Source organism: Pseudomonas sp. MPB23, from assembly GCF_046605395.1.
Taxonomy (GTDB): Bacteria; Pseudomonadota; Gammaproteobacteria; order Pseudomonadales; family Pseudomonadaceae; genus Aquipseudomonas.
This window is the reverse complement of the sequence record NZ_CP176771.1, coordinates 3718944-3736709: the sequence shown is the minus strand read 5'-3', so window position 1 is coordinate 3736709 and position 17766 is coordinate 3718944. Positions and strand designations below refer to the sequence as shown.

The window sequence follows — 17766 nt, the reverse complement described above, 5'->3', positions numbered from 1 at the left end:
GATCAGATCACGAAGCGCGCCACCATCCCGCTCAAATCCACTGCCAGGCGCGACAGCTCATGGCTGGCCGCGCTGGTCTGGTTGGCGCCCGCCGCCGACTGCGTGGCCAGGTCGCGGATGTTCACCAGGTTGCGGTCGACTTCGCGGGAGACCTGGGCCTGTTCTTCCGAGGCGCTGGCAATCACCAGGTTGCGCTCGTTGATCAGGCTGATGGACTGGGTGATCTGCTCCAGCGCCACGCCGGCGGCGCGGGCCAATTCCAGGGTGCTTTGGGTGCGCTGGTTGCTCTGTTCCATGGAGTGCACGGCTTGACCGGTGCCGTTCTGGATACCGGCGACCATTTTCTCGATTTCCTGGGTCGACTGCGCCGTGCGATGAGCCAAGGCGCGCACTTCGTCCGCCACCACCGCGAACCCACGCCCCGCTTCACCGGCGCGCGCGGCCTCAATGGCGGCGTTGAGCGCCAGCAGGTTGGTCTGCTCGGCAATCGCGCGGATCACATCGAGCACCTTGCCGATATCACGGCCTTGAGTGGCCAGGCCTTCGATCATCGCTGCGGTGTTTTGCACATCCTGGGTCATGGTCTGGATTGCGCCGACGGTTTCCACCACACGGTCGCGGCCTTCCCGCGCGGCCTGGTTGGACTGGGTAGACGCCTCGGAGGTGGAGACGGCATTGCGCGCCACTTCCTCGACCGCGGCGGTCATCTCGTTGACCGCCGTGGCGGCCTGGTCGATTTCGGTGTTCTGTTGCTGCAAGCCGCGGGAGGCTTCCTCGGTGACCGCACTCAGCTCTTCAGCGGCTGAGGCAAGCTGGGTGGCCGAACCGGCGATGTGCTGGATGGTCTGGCGCAGGTTGTTCTGCATGGTCGACAACGCGCTGATCAGCCGCGCGGGTTCATCCTTGCCATCATCTTCGATCACTTGGGTGAGGTTGCCGCCGGCGATGGTTTGCGCCACTTCCACGGCTTTGCGCAGCGGTGTGACGATGCTGCGGGTCAGCAGCCAGGCCAGCAGCACCGTAAGTAATGCGGCGGCCACTGCCACGACGATGATGCCGGTGATCGCACTGTCGTAGCTGTGCTTGGCCTGTTCGTTGGCTTGTTTGGCACCGGCGGAGTTGATGGCGATCAGCTTGTTCAACTGCTCGCCCATCTGGTCGGTACCGTCCTTGATCCGGGTGTTGATCAAGGTACGCATCTCATCGACCTTGTTTTGCTGGGACAGGGCCAGCATGTCGGCCTGGGCCTTCAGGTAGTTGTCCAAGGTGCCGACGAATGTCTTGTACAACGCCGCCTCCTCAGGCACGGAGGGTAACGCCGCGTAACTGGCCTGGGCCGCTCTGACCTTGTCGACCAGCACACCGATACGCGTTTGGGCCTCTTGCAAACTGGCCGGCTCCCGGTTGACCAATACGCGAAACGACAGGATGCGCAGGCGCAGCACGTTTTCCGTCATGACGCCCAGGGAGGCCACGCTGGGCAGTTGGTTGGTGCTCATGTCCACCGAGGCCTGGCGGATCAGCGTCATGCGATGGACCGCAAACGCCCCCAACAACACGACTAACAACGCGATAAACGCGAAACCTAAAGAAGCTCGAGGGGCAATATTCAAATGGCGAAGAGACATAGAGGCTTTTCTCTAGCAAGAGTGTTTGCGCGCATCCCTGCCGCGAAACGATCAGCCGGCGCCTATGCGCTGTCCTGACCTTGGTCACCACGTGTTGTTGTTTATTAGGTGGGCCTATAAGGGATATCGGCCGGGCCAGGGGTTTTCGCAGGAGATTCATAAATATTTTTTTACACTTCTGACGACCGGCGGTTTCTGGCATCCTGCGCCTCCATTTTCTGACCCGAGCCCGCATTTTGTCTGACGCTCAAGCGCCCCGCCCCCGCTATAAATCCGACCTGATCTACGGCCTGGAAGACCGCCCGCATTTCACGGCGGCGCTGTTTGCCGCGTTGCAGCATGTGTTGGCGAGTTTTGTCGGCATCATCACCCCGACCCTGATCGTCGGCGGCGTGCTCGGCCTGGAAAGCGAAGTGCCGTACCTGGTGAGCATGGCGTTATTCGTGTCGGGGCTCGGCACCTTCGTGCAGGCGCGCACGTTCGGCCCGATCGGTTCGGGGCTGTTGTGCCTGCAGGGCACCAGTTTCTCGTTTATCAGCGTGATTCTCAGTGCCGGCTTCATGGTCAAGGCCCGGGGCGGCGGCACCGACGAGATCCTCTCGACGATCTTTGGCATCTGCTTTTTCGCGGCGTTTATCGAAGTGGTGCTCAGCCAGTTCATCGGCAAGCTGCGCAAGCTGATCACCCCGGTAGTGACCGGCACCATCATTACCCTGATGGGCCTGTCGCTGATCAAGGTTGCGGTCACCGACATGGCCGGCGGTTTTGGCGCCAGCGACCTGGGCGCGGCGAGCAATATGGGGTTGGCGGCCCTGGTGCTGCTGACCATCGTGGTGCTCAACCGCTTCGACAATCCGTTTCTGCGCCTGGGTTCGATCGTGATCGGCCTGACCCTGGGCTTCGTGGTGGCCTGGTGGCTGGGCCGTGTCGATATGAGCGCATTACCCAACGTGCCATTGATCAGCGTGCCGGTGCCGTTCAAGTACGGTTTCTCGTTCGACTGGGTGGCGTTTATCCCGGTGGCGGTGATCTTCCTGATTTCGCCCCTGGAAGCCGCCGGTGACCTGACCGCCAACTCGATGATTTCCCAACAGCCGGTCAAAGGCCCGCTGTATATCAAGCGCATCAAGTCCGGCCTGCTGGCCGACGGCCTCAACTCGGCGATGGCTGCCACCTTCAATAGCCTGCCGATGGTGACCTTCGCCCAGAACAACGGCGTGATCCAGTTGACCGGCGTGGCCAGCCGCTATGTGGCGTACTTTATCGCCGGCCTGTTGGTGTTGCTGGGGCTGTTCCCGATGATCGGCGCGGTGCTGCAACTGATGCCCAAGCCGGTATTGGGCGGCGCGACCCTGATTATGTTCGGCACCGTGGCGGTGGCCGGCATCAAGATCCTTACCGAAGCCGGGCTGCATCGGCGCAATATGCTGATCGTGGCAATCTCCCTGGGCATGGGCCTGGGCGTCGCGGCCGTGCCGGAAGTGCTGCGCGACCTGCCCAAAGCGCTGCACAACATCTTTGAATCGCCCATCACCGTCGGCGCGTTCTGTGCCATCGTGCTGAACATTTTCCTGCCCGAAGAGTTCATAGCCCTTAAAGAAGATGAATTTGATCCGGAGTCCTCTACCCTCAAAGTGATGCAGGACCCGGACGTCACGAAATAGGAGCACCTTTGCATGCGCAAGCTCATGGTTCTATCACTGCTGTTGCTGACCCTGAGCGCGTGCGCGCTGTTCCCCAACCGCGACCCGGTGAATATCAACGTGGTTGGCATCGAACCCTTGCAAAGCCAGGACCTGGAAGTGCGCTTCGCGGTGAAGCTGAGGGTGCAGAACCCCAATGAAACGGCGATCGACTACAACGGCGTGGCCCTGGACCTGGAGGTCAATGGCCGGCCGTTGGCGTCGGGGGTGAGCGACCAGCACGGAAGCATCCCCCGGTTTTCCGAGACCGTGCTGATGGTGCCGGTCAGCGTTTCGGCGTTTTCCGTGCTGCGCCAGACCCTGGGCCTGAGCCAGACCCAGAGCCTGAACAACCTGCCCTACGTGCTGCGAGGCAAACTGGCGGGCGGGCTGTTTGGCACCATGCGTTTTGTGGACCGTGGCACGCTGGACCTGCCAAATACGGCTGCCTGGTAACCGTTATACAGCCGAGACAATTTGTGGCAAGCGGGCGACCGCATTCAATCGGTGATGTAGCGCACGCCCGGCTTGGCGCGCTCATCCACCACCAGTTCAAACACATCCGGTCGGGCGTAATGCCCCACCACGTCATAGTCGTACCGCGCCCGCACCAACTCATCGGTGTCGATCTGCGCCGTCAGCAATCCCGCTTCCCCCAGCAGCGGCCCGGCCAGGATGTCGCCCATGGGCCCGACGATCACACTGCCGCCGGCGATCAACGGGCGGTCCGAAGGCCAATTGGCGATCTTCACCCCCAGCGCCTCGGGTGAAGCCTGCACCTGGCAGGCACTGACCACAAAGCAGCGCCCCTCGTGGGCCACATGGCGCATGCTCACCTGCCACATCTCGCGCTCGTCCACCGTCGGCGCACACCACACTTGCACACCCTTGGCATACATCGCCGTGCGCAGCAGCGGCATCATGTTTTCCCAGCACACCGCGCCGCCGATGCGCCCTACCGCCGTGTCGATCACCGGCAAGGTGGAACCGTCGCCCTTGCCCCAGATCAGCCGCTCGGTGCCGGTGGGCATCAGCTTGCGGTGCTTGGCCACCAGCCCGCCCGTGGGCTCGAAATACAGCACCGTGCAATACAAGGTGCTGCCACTGCGCTCAATCACGCCGAGCACCAGACTCGCCCCAGTACGTGCCGACAGACCAGCCAACGCGTCGGTTTCGACGCCCGGCACGTCGATGGCGTTGGCAAAGTAGCGGGCAAAGGCTTCGCGGCCTTCGGGCAGGCGATAGCCCAGTTGAGTGCCAAAGCCCTCGCCCTTGGGATAGCCACCGAGCAGCGCTTCGGGCATCACCACCAATTGCGCGCCGCTGCCCAGGATCTCGTCCTCGTAGGCAAGGATCTGCGCCAGGGTCTCGGCCTTGCCGCCAGGCAGGGAACCGATTTGCAGGGCCGCCACAGTAGAAACAGGCATCACGATCACTCCAGATAAAGAAAGATAAGGCATCCACTTGTAGGAGTGGGGTTGCGCCATTCTCGTGGGGGCAGCCATCATGAATAAAGCCCACTTCAGTGCTGAATGATATGAGCCAAATGAATATCACCCAGATCGACTTGAACCTGCTGAAAACCTTTGAAGCCCTGCATGACGAATCCAGCGCCAGCCGCGCGGCATTGCGCCTGGGCGTCACACAGTCGGCGATCAGCGCAGGCTTGCGACGTTTGCGCGAGGTGTACGGCGACCCACTGTTCGTGCGCACCGGCCGGGGGCTAGCGCCGACGCTGCGGGCCAATCAGTTGAAACCGGTGATCAGTGAAGCGCTGGACCGCTGCCGCCAGAGCCTGGCGATGGTCAATCCGCAAAACCCGGATTATCAGGGGCGTTCGGTGGCGGTGGGCCTGTCCGACGACTTTGAGATCGCCTATGGCCGGCGCCTGATGGACGCCATCGCACAGCGTCTGCCGAAACTGCGGGTGATCTTCCGTCAGACCCACAGCCAAATCGTCGCCAGCGCCCTGCTCGACCGCACGCTGGACCTGGCGATTACCGCCGGCGGTTTTGCCCAAAGCCGGCTGAGCCGGCAGGTGTTGGCGGAAGGTGATTACCGCTGCCTGGTCGACCCCGGCAGTCTGGCAGCGGACGCGGACGGCATCAGCCTCGATGAGTTCGTCGCGCGCGAGCATGTGCTGGTGTCGTCGGGCGGGTTTATCGGCATCACCGACGAGGGCTTGGCGGCGCGGGGGTTGAGCCGGCAGGTGTGCGCTTCGACCAGCCATTTTGCCGCGCTGCCCTTTTTGCTCAAGGGCAGCCACGCGGTGGCGACCATTCCCGGGCATGCGGCGCAGGCCATCGCCGAGATGAGCGGCTTGCGCATGCTGCCCTGCCCTCTGGCACTGCCGCGTTACCCGGTGGAATTGGGTTGGCGCACCCAGGCCCAGCTCGATCCGATGTTGCTCAAGGTGCGCGAAGCGATCGTGGCGAGCTTTACTTTGCCGCCGCCATCAGCTTGTTGACTTCACTGCGTACCATGTTGGAAAACTCCGGCGGCGACATGCCGTCGAGTTCCGCACGCACCCATTCGGCCCATTTGCCCTTGCGCTTGGCGCGCTCGCCGAACAAGCGCGCGGCTTCGCCCTTGGCCTTACCCAGATTGGTTTGCCACAGGTCGTAGAGGCGGGACTTTTCATCTTCCAGCTCGGCGCGTTCGGCGAGGGTTTTGTTGGCGAGATTGAAGCTCATGTGGAATTACCTGCTGCACAAATAGATGACATCTTACACTGTAGGTCGAAATTTCCTGATTCGGATTTCGCCCAGAACCTCGCCCCGGCAAAAAAACTGCAACTTTTGCCGGCGCGCAACACTCCATTGTTCACTGTCACATTCACCCGCAAGGAGTCACCCAATGGCCCGCAAAACCGCCGCCCAAGTCGTCGATGATCAAATCAAGGATCAAGCCTTCAGCGAACTCACCGCGCTGATCGAAGAATCGGACAAGCTGCTCAAGAGCAGCGCTTCGCTGGTGGGCGAGGAAGGCGAAACCCTGCGCGAGCAGGTTGCGATCAAACTCAAGCAGGCGCTGGACTCGGTGTCCAACGTGCGCGAGCGCAGCAAGCCGGTGGTCGATGCCACCGAAACCTACATCGGTGGCCATCCATGGCAGACCGTGGCCATCTCCGCAGGCTTCGGCCTGGTGGTCGGCCTGCTGCTGGGTCGTCGTAACTGATGCAACCGGGGCTGCGCCGCTGGCGCAGCCCGCTTCAATCGGCCAGCAGTGCCTGCAATTGCGCCAGGTCCCGGGCCTCTATTTCTATACCGGTGAGCGCCGACTTCGCCCGCGTGCGATGACGTCGATCCCCCGGCAAGCGCCGCAACCCCACCGCATGCATCTGCCGCACCAGCTCCTGGCTGCGCTCGGCGAAGCTTTGCCCGGCGGTCTTGCTCGGGTCGATCACGATCAGCAACTGCCCGGTCCAGGGCGTGCGCGCACCCGGATGGTCGGCCCAACTGAACTCGAAGGAAAAGTGCCCCCCGGTCAAGGCCGCCGCCAGCAGCTCGACCATCATCGACAAGGCCGAGCCCTTGTGCCCGCCAAACGGCAGCAGCGCGCCGCCTTCCAGCACGGCTTTGGGGTCGGTGGTGGGCTGGCCGAGGCTATCGACGCCCATGCCCGGCGCCAAGCGCTCGCCCTTGCGCGCGGCAATCTGCACATCGCCGTGGGCAATGGCGCTGGTGGCCAGGTCGAAGACGATCGGTGCGCCATCGGCACGCGGTGCGGCGAAGGCAATGGGGTTGGTGCCGAACAGCGGGCGGTCGGCGCCATGGGGCACCACGCAGGTCATGCTGTTGACCACGCTCAGGGCCACCAGGCCTTCTTCGGCAAAGGGCTCGACATCCGGCCACAACGCCGCGAAGTGATGGGAATTATGGATGGCCAGCAAGGCAATGCCGGCGCTGCGGGCCTTCTCCACCAGCAGCGCGCGAGCCGCCGCCAGGGCCGGCTGGGCAAAGCCGTTGGCGGCATCCACCCGCACCCAGCCGGACGCAACATCCGTGACCACCGGCACCGCCTTGCCGTCGACCCAGCCGCTGGCCAGCGTGCTGAGATAGCCGGGGATGCGGAAGATACCGTGACTATGGGCACCGTCGCGCTCGGCACTCGCGCAATTGTGCGCCAGGATCGCTGCGACTTCCGGGGAGGTGCCGTGCTTTACAAACACCGCGTGCAGCAACCCCACCAGGTCGTTGAAACCGATGAGCGCGGTGGCACCTTCAACTATCGGGGACTGAGCAGACATCTGGAGCTCCGATTTTGTAATTAAGAGAAACGACAAGAAGCCAGGCCGTCGATTAAACAACGCAGCACGTGCCCACTGTCAACGGGCGCTTGCAGCCCGCCTCAGTTATGTAACGCCATGACGCCGCCGCCATCCCCCAACCTTGAAGCGACATAATCGCCTCAACGCTGGAGAGTGCCCTATGGCGAGCGTCACCCCGCCCTATTTTTTCGATGAATTCCTGAGCACCGTCAAACGCAAGACCCCGACGCCGAGGGAGCGTGAACTGGGGTTTACGGTCAAGGATCTTGAATGGCTGCACACGCTGTATTACGCCACTGACGCGGCACGCATGAACGCTGCGACACACGGCAATCCCATGCGCGTGGAACGGTTGCTGGTCAACCTCGCCAACCAGCCCGCGCTGCCATTGGCGGGTAGCTTCATGATGAGCCCGACACCCGACGACGCCAAAGCCGTGCTCTACACCCCCTATGGCGGCCTGGAGCTGTTCGACAGCCACGCCGACCTGCTCGACAACGTGACCAAGCGTCTGACCCAACCGAGCCAGCGCAACGATTTGCTGCGGTTCGTATCTATCGGCGAGCGGGATGGGCTGCCGGCGGACGCACACCTGACCCTCACCACCGCCGTGATCCAGGGCGCGGTGATGCAGGACCAGGAGCACGCCATTCTCGCGGGGCAGCACAAAAATGCCCTGACCATGCTCGATGAGCTGCGCAAACTCCCCAGCCTGCGCCAGATGCTCGACACCTTGCTGGGGATCATGGCGCGCCCGTATTTCCCCGGTTTGAATCAAGGCGACACCCGCGTGAATGCCTTCAGCCGTGCCGCGGCGGAAAAAGACCGCCAATCGCTCGGCTCGGAACCGTTACGCGAGGCGCTGTTGCGTTTTTACGTTCAGCAAGGCTGGCCAGCGGAGCAAACCCACACGTTTTTCAACCCCGCCCATGACACCAGCGCCTTTACCCAGGACCGGCTGGCCGACGACCAGCAGCGCTGGGACAACGTGGTCGAACACACCAGCGGGATTCTCTCGACGTTATTGAACAGCCTGCTACAGACCTACTGGAATGAAGAACTCAACGGCAACCAGTCCCGCCTGCGCCTGTTCACACGCGGCCTGCGCGACACGTTTCGCGCCGACCTTTTGCTCAAGCACCAGGCCACAATCCTGTCCACCGAAGAAAGCCTGACACTGCAGGCCCTGTTCCTTCCGGATCATGCCGCGCGCAGCGCTTTTGCCAGCCACCTGAACATCGAAAAAGTGCGGGTCCATGCGCCTTTCCAGCACTACGTCGACCTGGCCAGCACCTTGATGATGAGCAATACCCACGCGTACCTCTACACGCAATCGCGTGGTTTGCAGGTGCTCGAGCACCTCGACGACCTGCGGGACACCCTGCTGAGCATGCTCAAAGCCGACGGGCATGAAGATGAACTGCTCAACTTCCTGTCCCTGGACGAGCGCAGTGTGTTTATCGGCATGGAACACATACAAGTGACCGGCCAGCCTATCGCCGGCGATGTGTTCCAGGAAATGGTCGAGGACATCATCGCCAAGCAGTGCGATAACCTGGAGCACGCCCTTGGGCTGTATCGACGCAGCGCCGGCGGGATCGACCTGGGCGCCCTGCTCGACAGCGCCCTGGACGTGCGCCATATGCTCGACAACCGCCTGCTGGCGCTGGATGCCGGCGGGCGCTGGAGCGTGCACCCCATCACCAGCGACAGCGGCCGCCCGAGCACGGTCCAGGCAGAAAAGGCCAAGGATCACCTGCAACGCCTGCAAAGCGTCGAGGCGGCCATGACGCTGGAGCGCACCACACAACCGACCTTGCGGGACCTGGCAAGCCACGCGCTGGACGCAGAACTGGCCCGCAACCGCTTGGACCTCGTGGCCGCCGATGTCTACATCAATACCTACACCACCCACGCCGACGAGCGCGAAGAGCGCCTGCCGCAACGGTCTTCGAGCATGGTCGAACACTTCATCGCGCGCCTGGCACGGCAAGCCGAGGAACTGACCGATTCTCCCCTGACCGGGCTCTACGGGCCGCGCCGCGAAGGCGCCGCCCACAAGCTGCACAACCTGGGCCCCGCGCGCTTCAATGCGATCATCGAAACGATCCTGGCCACCTTCGCCGAACACGACCTGCGCACGCTGCCACACGTGCTCCTGGACAATAACCGCGCCAATCTGAGCCATGGCATGTTGCAGGGTCTCAGCGGTGAAGTCGCACTGCGGCGCCTGAATAAAAGCCTGTCACCCGCCAACCTCGCAGTACTCGACAGCGTTTTTCACGCCGATGGCATGACCCGCCTGAAGCGCCGCGGCCTGAACGGATTCATTCCAGACGCGTTTGGCTTGACCGTGGAAATCGGCATCGAATCGGCGCCCGTGGCGCTGGCCCATTGTTTCGTACTGACCGAACGCGGCGGCCTGGACCCCGTTCATTCGGGGGCGGCGCTGCTGTGGACGCCCCGACGCGGCTTCGAGGCCTTCGCCTCGGTCAAGGAGTTGCGCGAGGCCATTGAGCGACGCTTGCAAGATCCCCTGGAGCGCCTGCCCCTGATGGAGAACCTGCCGGTGTCCAAGCGCGTGCCTCATCAAGCCTGTCATCTCGGGCCGCTGCGTCGCATCGACGAGCATCTGCTACATGACCGCCAACAGACCCACAGCGACTTCACACGGGATGAAATTGACTGTCTGCTCTTGATGAAACTCGATGCCAACCGCTTTCAGGACTGCATGGACAGCCTGATCCGCCGTGCACCGCCGACCAACCTGCAGCGCGACATCGCTCTGGCGCGCGCCATGATCCATCAGCAAGCGCTGCCGGTATGGCTGGGCATGGCGCGGCCCCATGAGCAAGTCCTGCACGCCGAGTTGCTTGAGCAGTACCGCATCAGCGCCCCACAGGAGCGCGACTACCTGCACAGCATCACGCCCCTGCGCGAACAGGTCATGAGCAACCTCTCGGCCCTGCTCAGCGCCCGCTTCCCAGGGCAACTCACCAACCCGGATCACGTGCTGATCCCCGGCCGCCTGGACCTGGAGGGCAATACCCAGACCCTGACGGAATTCGCCCTGCGGCACTTGCCCGACCTGCATGCCGATGACATCCGGCCCCGCTCGCGCACCGCCACGCCACTGCCGGCGACGCTGGACGGCGGCGCCGTGGTGCAACTGGTCCGGCAGTTGGACCTGAAAAGCCTCTACCAGCAACGCCTGACCACCCATCTCGACGGCCAGACCGAGGACAGCCGCGAGCGTCGCCGGTTGTTCTGTCGGCAGTTGCCCTGGCAAGTGCTGCAATACGCCCACGAACACATGCTGCAGGAACGGCTGTCGGCGTCGGCGTGGGGGTTTATCCAGCAAGTCTTCGATATGCCCGATGCCCTGGCACGCGCTGCGGTGCAGGGCGCAACGGCGATCATTCGCCCGCTCGAACTGATCGCCACCCCCGGCGCCTCCCTGGCCTTGGCCCTGGGCTGCTACCTGATAGGCGCGGGACCCGACACCGCCGGGCCGCTGGTGCTATTTGCACCCTACAGCCCCAGGCATTTACTCAAGGAGTACGCGAACGAAGCGGCGTTACTCAACGAGTTCACCACCCCCGGCGCACTCCAGGACTGGGTCGTTGGCCAGTTGCCAGCCCCCAACCAAGCCACCTATCGCAACTTGCTGAGCCAACCGTGGAGCCGAGGGCTTGCGGAAATCCAGCTCGGCGCATCCCCCATCAGCGGCAACCTGTTGAACCGACTGTTCAAGGACAACAGCGCGATGCTGCAACAGATGCTGGGTTGCCAGTTTTCGCCGTCGGGCCAGACACAATGGGATGCCGTGACCAGCCTGCTGACGCGGGAGATCCCCAAAGGCTTGCAGTTCATGGCCGGTAAACTGGCGTTCCCGCTGGTGGTATGGCGCAGCTACCAACTGTTCAAGACCTCCGCGCAAGACCTGCAGCAACACCGTTGGCAACCCGCGCTCAACACCTTTGCCAGAGGCGTGGCCGAGTTGGCGTCCTTGCGTCAGGAACTCGATCGGCTGCTGCCGCAGACGCCCGCTCAGGAACCCGTCCCTCTCGAACAATGGCTGCAAGCACCCGCGCCAGACGCGCCGAGCCTGACGGAGCTGAATCTGACCGCCCCGGAGCGCACGCAGTTGCAACCGTTTGAAAGCCACGAAGTGGCCCTGCAAGACCTGGAAAAACGCGCACACACCAGCCCTTACCGCGATGAGACCGGCACCCGACATTTCGTGCCGTTGGCCGGCAAGGTGTACCTGGTGAAAAAAGCCGGCGAACACTGGCGCCTGAGTACCGGCGAGCAGCACGGCCCTTATGTACAGTGCAATGCCCAGGGCCAGTGGACGCTGGACCTCGACCGGCATCAGCCGCGCTACGGCAAAACCTTGAGTCGCTACGCCCGGCGGCCTCACACCCCGAACGTCCTACGCGCGATCATCAATATCGAAGCCGTGGGCATCCGGGAAATCGCGGCGTTATCCAGTTGGAAAGCGCAATGTATAAACGAGGCGCTCAATGTTGCGACGTACTATGCGGTCAACTGTAAGCGCAACCTTCTGCACTTCGCGACACGTCTGGACCCCGACAGCCGGCTGGGGCGGTTTTTCAGCGAGTTGTTCGGCGTTGTGACGCTGACACCCGAGCAGGTGCAAAGGGTCGAGCGGCGAATCGACGAACTGCTCGATGAACTGACCAACCACACCCTGATCGGTCCCGACTCACAGCGCTTTGTCAGTGGTACCCATCACTACCGTCCGCAAAGCACATTCGCGTTCGTACTGCCTGATGATCCCGACAACCGGATCTACTTGCTGGACCGTTTTTTCGATCCGCCCATGGACGTCTATCAGAACTGCTTGACCACACCATTCAACATTTCCGCCCATGCGCGGGCGACCGTATTGATTCATGAGATATCGCACATCAAGTCCCTGACCGAGGACCTGGCCTACCTGGACAGCATGCGGCCGTTCCACGACCTGATCAATGTGGATATCCGTGGCGCGCGGATGATGCAGACCGACCTTGCCGACTTGCGCGACACCGCGCTGTCGACCCTGACGCCGGCCACGCTGCTGTTCAAGACCTGGGACGAATTCAGCCAGCAATGGGAAGATTTCGGCCGCCATCGCTCGACCTCGTCGCTCAAGAGCAAAGTCCTGAGCACCACGGGCGGGCGCACCCTCGAGGACGCACGGGGAATCTTCATGAGCAATGTCGACAAGCGTATCGACACGATTCTGGCCAATGCCGACTCGGTCACGTACATGATCAGCCAGCTCGGCCGGGAACTGGATGCAGGCGCCTGAGCCGCAGGCTGATTGCACACGATGCGACTAAGGATTCTTTCGGCATTTTCGTACTCCTCTGTGAGATTGTTCTGAGTTTTTAGGCAATCCCCAACGAGAATAAGTAGCAATTGATGTTCAATTGCCATGACGGCAGTTCTCGCTACCCGCCCCGCGAGGTTAGAATGTGCGAAATCAGGATGAGTAAATGAGCGAAAAGTCCGTTTCAGAAGCCGAATATGACGCGATCACCGATGCCGCCGCGCATTGGTGCATGCGCCTGCATGCGAGTGATTGCACCGCGGGCGAACGTCAGGCTTTCACCCAGTGGCATGACGCGGACCCGCTACACGCCTTTGAATACGCGGCCATGCTCGAAATCTGGGACGTCGCCGACCACCTGCCGCGCAACGCCATCGCGCCGGTGGTGGTGCCGTTCAAACCCCGCCACCGGCTGCGCACTTACGCAGTCGCCGCAGCGATCTGCCTCGCCGCACTGCCCCTGGCGGCGTTTACCGGCTGGGAAGCCGGCTGGCTGCCGAGTTCCTATGAACGCTTCCAGGCCGCCGACGGGTTACGTCAGGTGACACTGGGTGATGGCAGCCAGGTGGAACTCAATCTGGGCACCGAGTTGGTCTACAGCCACTACAAAGACCAGCGCCGGGTCACGCTGAAAAAGGGCGAAGCGTTCTTCAAGGTCAGCCATGACAGCGCTCACCCATTTATCGTGCGGGCTGGCGAAGGTCAGGTGCGGGTCACGGGCACCCAGTTCAACGTCTGGAAGTACGAAGACCAGGTGCGGGTGATGTTGCTCGAAGGCTCGGTGCAGATTGCCAGCGACCCGGTGCACGGCAGCGTGCCCTTGACCCCCGGCATGCAGGCCAGCTATCAACAGGGCGACGCTACGCCCCACGTACGGGCGATCACGCCCAATGACACCGCCCTGGCCTGGCGCCAGGGCAAGCTGATCCTCGACAACCTGGCCCTGGCCGATGCGTTGCCGCTGATCAACCGCTACCTGAACAAACCAGTGATGCTGGCGGACGCCAACACCGGGGCGATCCGTATTGGTGGCATCTACGATATCCATGAGGTCGACAACCTCATTCCCTCTCTGCCCAAGGTTTTGCCGGTCTACCTGACCCAGAACCAGGACGGCAACCCCGTACTCAACGCCATCCCCCGTAAAGCGCCCAAAGGCTAAGCCCGACCGCCAGGCTCGGGCTTTTTTACGCCTGTTGTGTCCATTTCCTTTACACCCTGCTCCCCTGAACGGCCCGCGCTGAGCGGTGTCATCGTTTCGTCATGCACGGTGTTACAGCACTGATACAACCGGGTGAAGCGGTTGTGCAGCAGCCGGGTATATAGCGCTGCGAGGCGCACTGTTTCATCCCTGAAACAGTGCGCGCATCGCCTTGCCCGACCATAACGATAAGCCCATGAATAACCTCGACAAATCAAAAGCGGCACGGCTTCTGCTCTATCCCTGACAGCGCTGTTTAGGGTCAGCGCGAAGAAAAAAGGAAATAGTGCCGTGGTCACTCACACTCAAGGTTCATTGAACCTGCTCCTGATCAGTTGCGTACTCAGTACCAGCATAAGCCTGCCAGCGCTTGCGGCAGGAGACGGTGAGATCGTGATTGAACGGGCTGTCCGTGGCCATATGTATGGCCGCACCTCCGGCTCCGACCCCAGCCCCGTCACCGCCAGTACCAACCCATCCGCGCTGATCCTGCGGGCATCGAGCACCGAACTGAACGACAACGATATCGCCGGCATCGCCAGCGGCACCGGCATCACACGTACCGTTCTGCCTGGCGGCAACCTCCCCGGATTTGACAACAACGGCGCCGGTATCGGCCTGGGCGCGGGCAGCGCCGCCAGCCACAGCGGTGGCAGCAGCCTCTCGAGCACAATCAATGGCGCACTCTCCAGCGGCCTCGCCCCGCTGAACAGTGTCGGCAGCATGGTAGGAGGGCGTTGAAATGAACCATTCCTGGATGCTGCTGGCCGTGTTCGGTTGCGCCACTGCGATGGCCGACAGCGATAACAACGCGATCGTCAATAACTCGGGCACGCACTACAACGGCGTGGTCACGATCAACCAGGCCGCTGGCGACCAGCAGCAACTGAGCAACAACGTCGTCATCGCGGTAGGCCGCAACGCCCAGGCGAATATCGCCATCACCCAGAAAAGCAGCGGTGCTCCCGCCGACCGCTCGCTGGACGCCAAGGCGGCCATTCAGGGCAACTCATTCAGCAATGGCAGCGGTGTACTGAGCGTCAATCAGTCGGCCGGGGCCCAGAACCAATCTATCAATGCCGTGCGAATCAGCATCAATGCCGGTCCGCAAAGCATCGATGACAGTGTCATGTCGCAACAGACCGTTGCGCTTGCAACAGACTCAGGGTCGATCTCTACCACTGGCAGCCGCCAGGTCGTTACCAGCGACCAGGCCTTCACCGGCAGCCGTGGAGTGGTACAGGTCACCCAGAGCGCCGGGGTGGGGAACCGAGTGGCTAACACCCTGAACTTACGACTCAACTGATGGAGCTGAGTCGACAGCTGGACCGTACCAACACTTAACCAACTAATAGAAGCAAGGAGATACACCATGAAACCTACAATGGCTCTCAAACCACTGGCTTTCGCTCTCGCTGCTCTCATGGCTGTTGCTGCTCAAGCGAGTCCACCTAATTATCATCCACAACCGCCAACTGTCGCTGCCGCAGCCGCCAATGACGGTCAAAGCAACCATGGCAACGTGGTGATCAATGACAAAACCAAAAACAACGCGTCGGCCAATGAGTCGTACAACCACACCAGTGGCGTAGCCAACGGCAACGTTCTCAGCGGTGACAACAACCAAGGCAAAAACGACGTAGTCGTTCAGTCCGCCGATGCTGATTTCGTGTTCGCCGCCGTGAACTCCGCACAATCGAACACCGGTAACCTGGTGATCAACAAAGGCACCAAAAACAATGCTTCCCTCAACGATAGCGGTAACAACGCGTCGGGCATCATTCAGTTGAACGCTGCAGCGGGCACTTCCAACCAAGCCAGCAACAGCACTGTCGTTCAGTCGAACAAAGCAGGTAATGGCGGCCTCGCAACCGTCAATGGCGTGCAGGAAGTATCCAGCAACCTGACCCTCAACCTGTCCACCGGCCATGGCTGGAGCACCAAGCCTGTGGTCAACAACGCCAGCGTGAACAACTCGATGAACTACAGCTCCGGGGTGTCGAACTCCAACGTTCTGTCGGGTAGCAACAACCAAGGTCAGAACAACGTAGTCGTGCAATCCATCACTCGCTTCTGATCCTGACGAGGGCCTTGGCAACAAGGCCCTTTTTCATTCCAGTGTCCAACAGGTCATATGATCATGCGCCTCGTTGCCGCCTTCCTTCTGCTAGCACTCACCGGCCCGACCTGGGCAGGCCAAATGGGCGTGGTTATTCCCGGTGGTGGGGTGATCTATAAAAAGGTCGAAAGCATTCGCGAGCGCAAGTTTTCCAACCTGGTGGAACAGAAAACCGATTTCAGCTGTGGCGCCGCCGCACTGGCGACCATCATGCGTCAAGCCTATTGGATGGATGTGGACGAAGAGCACGTCATCAAGGGCATGTTGGTCAACGCCGACCAGGACCTGGTACGCACCCAGGGCTTCTCGATGCTCGACATGAAGCGCTACCTGGAAAGCATCGGCATGCGGGCCAAGGGTTATCGCATCACGCCTGAAGTGCTTATCACCGTAAAAGTACCCGTTGTGGTGCTGCTGGAGATCCGCGGCTACAAGCACTTTGTCGTGTTGCAGCGCGCCGACAAGGACTGGGTCTATATCGGCGACCCTGTGCTGGGCCACAAGCGTTATACAAAGGACGATTTCATCAAGGGCTGGAACGGCATTGTGTTTGCCGTACTGGGTGAAGGCTACGACAAGACCAACGCCCTGCTCTCCCCGCCCACGCCGTTGACCGCCAAGAATCAACTGAACGAGTTCAGCCCGGTGCGCGACAGCGAACTGATGGATTTCGGTTTCATCCAAAGCGACTTCTTCTAGAAGCGCACAAGGAGCAGGACGCTCCAGGAGCACACGATGAACACTTACCGTTGGCTGACGGTCATGTGCCTGGCAGCCTCAATGCCCGCTTACGCATCAACGGCCTTCAAGCCCATCGAACTCAAGGATTCGGAAATGGCGAATCTGCGCGGTCGGTATGTGATGCCCGGGCGAATCATCAGTTTCGGCATTGTCATGAGTAGCACCTGGACGAACTCTGCGGGGGCCACCGTTACAGGCAGTGCCAGCATGCAGATCGACAAATCGACCGTCACGCCGCAGTTCTACGTGCAGATTACTGGCAGCGATGGCGACGGCGTCACCCAACAACCCAACGGCACCGGCACGGTCGTGGGCGGCTCTGGATTGGGCAGCGGCCAAGGCGTCACCCAAAGCGTACGCGCTGCCGGTGATGGCAACACCGCCAACAACGCGGTTGATGTCAACGTCACACAAAATGGCCTGGCGCCGGCGAACTACGCACAATCCGGGCAGGCCCTGGTGGCCGGCCAAACGATTACCGGCAGTACCGCCGCCGGCCAAGTCAGCGTCTCGGCCAAGAACGGTGGGCTGCAGATGTCGCTCCTGGCCAATAACAATCAGGGCAATGTCGTGCAGCAAATCGGCGGCGGTAACGTCCTGCAAGGCACGGTGATCCAGGGCAACAGCAACTTGATCAATAACCTGACCCAACTTAACGTAGTAATGGGAAACAACGGCCTTAACAACATCACGCAAAACCTTAACTTAGATCAACTCAAGGGCCTACGCACGATCGGTTATTGAACTACGCTGAGCCACGACACTTACGCAGTTAGAATGGGAC

At 61.5% G+C, this 17766-nt stretch carries 15 protein-coding genes; 11 read left to right on the top strand and 4 right to left on the bottom strand.

Annotated elements, in window-relative coordinates:
- Positions 1-2: 2 nt before the first annotated feature.
- Entirely contained in the window at positions 3-1628 is a 1626-nt protein-coding gene (locus tag ACLH0J_RS17105; protein ID WP_411388243.1) for a methyl-accepting chemotaxis protein, read from the bottom strand.
- Between the two features lie 236 nt (positions 1629-1864).
- Between ACLH0J_RS17105 and ACLH0J_RS17100 the strand changes: the two genes are divergently transcribed.
- Together ACLH0J_RS17100 and ACLH0J_RS17095 are read left to right on the top strand one after the other, a co-directional pair.
- A complete protein-coding gene (locus ACLH0J_RS17100; protein WP_411388242.1) occupies positions 1865-3292 on the top strand; it encodes a nucleobase:cation symporter-2 family protein in 1428 nt (475 codons plus the stop codon).
- Positions 3293-3304: 12 nt separating this feature from the next.
- Positions 3305-3766 (top strand): LEA type 2 family protein, encoded by a 462-nt coding sequence (locus ACLH0J_RS17095; protein WP_411388241.1) that lies wholly within the window; start codon positions 3305-3307, stop codon positions 3764-3766.
- A gap of 44 nt (positions 3767-3810) precedes the next feature.
- Here the strand turns inward: ACLH0J_RS17095 and ACLH0J_RS17090 are convergent, their stop codons facing one another.
- Positions 3811-4737 carry a carbon-nitrogen hydrolase family protein gene (locus ACLH0J_RS17090; protein WP_411388240.1) on the bottom strand — a complete coding sequence of 309 codons (927 nt, stop codon included), beginning with the start codon at positions 4735-4737 and terminating at the stop codon, positions 3811-3813.
- Between the two features lie 119 nt (positions 4738-4856).
- On the opposite strand from ACLH0J_RS17090, the gene ACLH0J_RS17085 reads away from it, so the two are divergent.
- Positions 4857-5777, top strand: a complete 921-nt coding sequence (locus ACLH0J_RS17085; protein WP_411388239.1) for a LysR family transcriptional regulator — start codon at positions 4857-4859, stop codon at positions 5775-5777.
- On the opposite strand, the gene ACLH0J_RS17080 is transcribed toward ACLH0J_RS17085, so the two are convergent.
- Positions 5749-6003 (bottom strand): hypothetical protein, encoded by a 255-nt coding sequence (locus ACLH0J_RS17080; protein ID WP_003190904.1) that lies wholly within the window; start codon positions 6001-6003, stop codon positions 5749-5751. The genes ACLH0J_RS17085 and ACLH0J_RS17080 overlap by 29 nt on opposite strands.
- 163 nt (positions 6004-6166) lie before the next feature.
- On the opposite strand from ACLH0J_RS17080, the gene ACLH0J_RS17075 reads away from it, so the two are divergent.
- The gene (locus ACLH0J_RS17075) at positions 6167-6487 is read left to right on the top strand and encodes a YqjD family protein (protein ID WP_411388238.1); all 321 of its coding nucleotides are present in this window, start codon (positions 6167-6169) and stop codon (positions 6485-6487) included.
- Between the two features lie 34 nt (positions 6488-6521).
- Here the strand turns inward: ACLH0J_RS17075 and ACLH0J_RS17070 are convergent, their stop codons facing one another.
- Positions 6522-7559, bottom strand: a complete 1038-nt coding sequence (locus ACLH0J_RS17070; protein ID WP_411388237.1) for an Ldh family oxidoreductase — start codon at positions 7557-7559, stop codon at positions 6522-6524.
- 181 nt (positions 7560-7740) lie between these two features.
- Between ACLH0J_RS17070 and ACLH0J_RS17065 the strand changes: the two genes are divergently transcribed.
- The 7 genes from ACLH0J_RS17065 to ACLH0J_RS17035 all read left to right on the top strand — a co-directional run bounded on the left by ACLH0J_RS17065 (position 7741) and on the right by ACLH0J_RS17035 (position 17726).
- A complete protein-coding gene (locus ACLH0J_RS17065) occupies positions 7741-12900 on the top strand; it encodes a dermonecrotic toxin domain-containing protein (protein ID WP_411388236.1) in 5160 nt (1719 codons plus the stop codon).
- A 187-nt stretch (positions 12901-13087) separates the two neighbouring features.
- A complete protein-coding gene (locus ACLH0J_RS17060) occupies positions 13088-14083 on the top strand; it encodes a FecR family protein (protein ID WP_411388235.1) in 996 nt (331 codons plus the stop codon).
- Between the two features lie 432 nt (positions 14084-14515).
- Positions 14516-14863: a hypothetical protein gene (locus ACLH0J_RS17055; protein ID WP_411388234.1), complete on the top strand. Its 348-nt coding sequence runs from the start codon at positions 14516-14518 to the stop codon at positions 14861-14863.
- A 1-nt stretch (position 14864) separates the two neighbouring features.
- Positions 14865-15428, top strand: coding sequence for an adhesin (locus ACLH0J_RS17050; protein WP_411388233.1), 564 nt, complete (start codon positions 14865-14867; stop codon positions 15426-15428).
- Between the two features lie 66 nt (positions 15429-15494).
- Positions 15495-16199: a heme utilization protein gene (locus tag ACLH0J_RS17045; RefSeq protein ID WP_411388232.1), complete on the top strand. Its 705-nt coding sequence runs from the start codon at positions 15495-15497 to the stop codon at positions 16197-16199.
- 63 nt (positions 16200-16262) lie between these two features.
- Positions 16263-16940 (top strand): C39 family peptidase, encoded by a 678-nt coding sequence (locus tag ACLH0J_RS17040; RefSeq protein WP_411388231.1) that lies wholly within the window; start codon positions 16263-16265, stop codon positions 16938-16940.
- Positions 16941-16976: 36 nt separating this feature from the next.
- The gene (locus tag ACLH0J_RS17035; protein ID WP_411388230.1) at positions 16977-17726 is read left to right on the top strand and encodes a hypothetical protein; all 750 of its coding nucleotides are present in this window, start codon (positions 16977-16979) and stop codon (positions 17724-17726) included.
- The last annotated feature ends 40 nt before the right edge of the window (positions 17727-17766 follow it).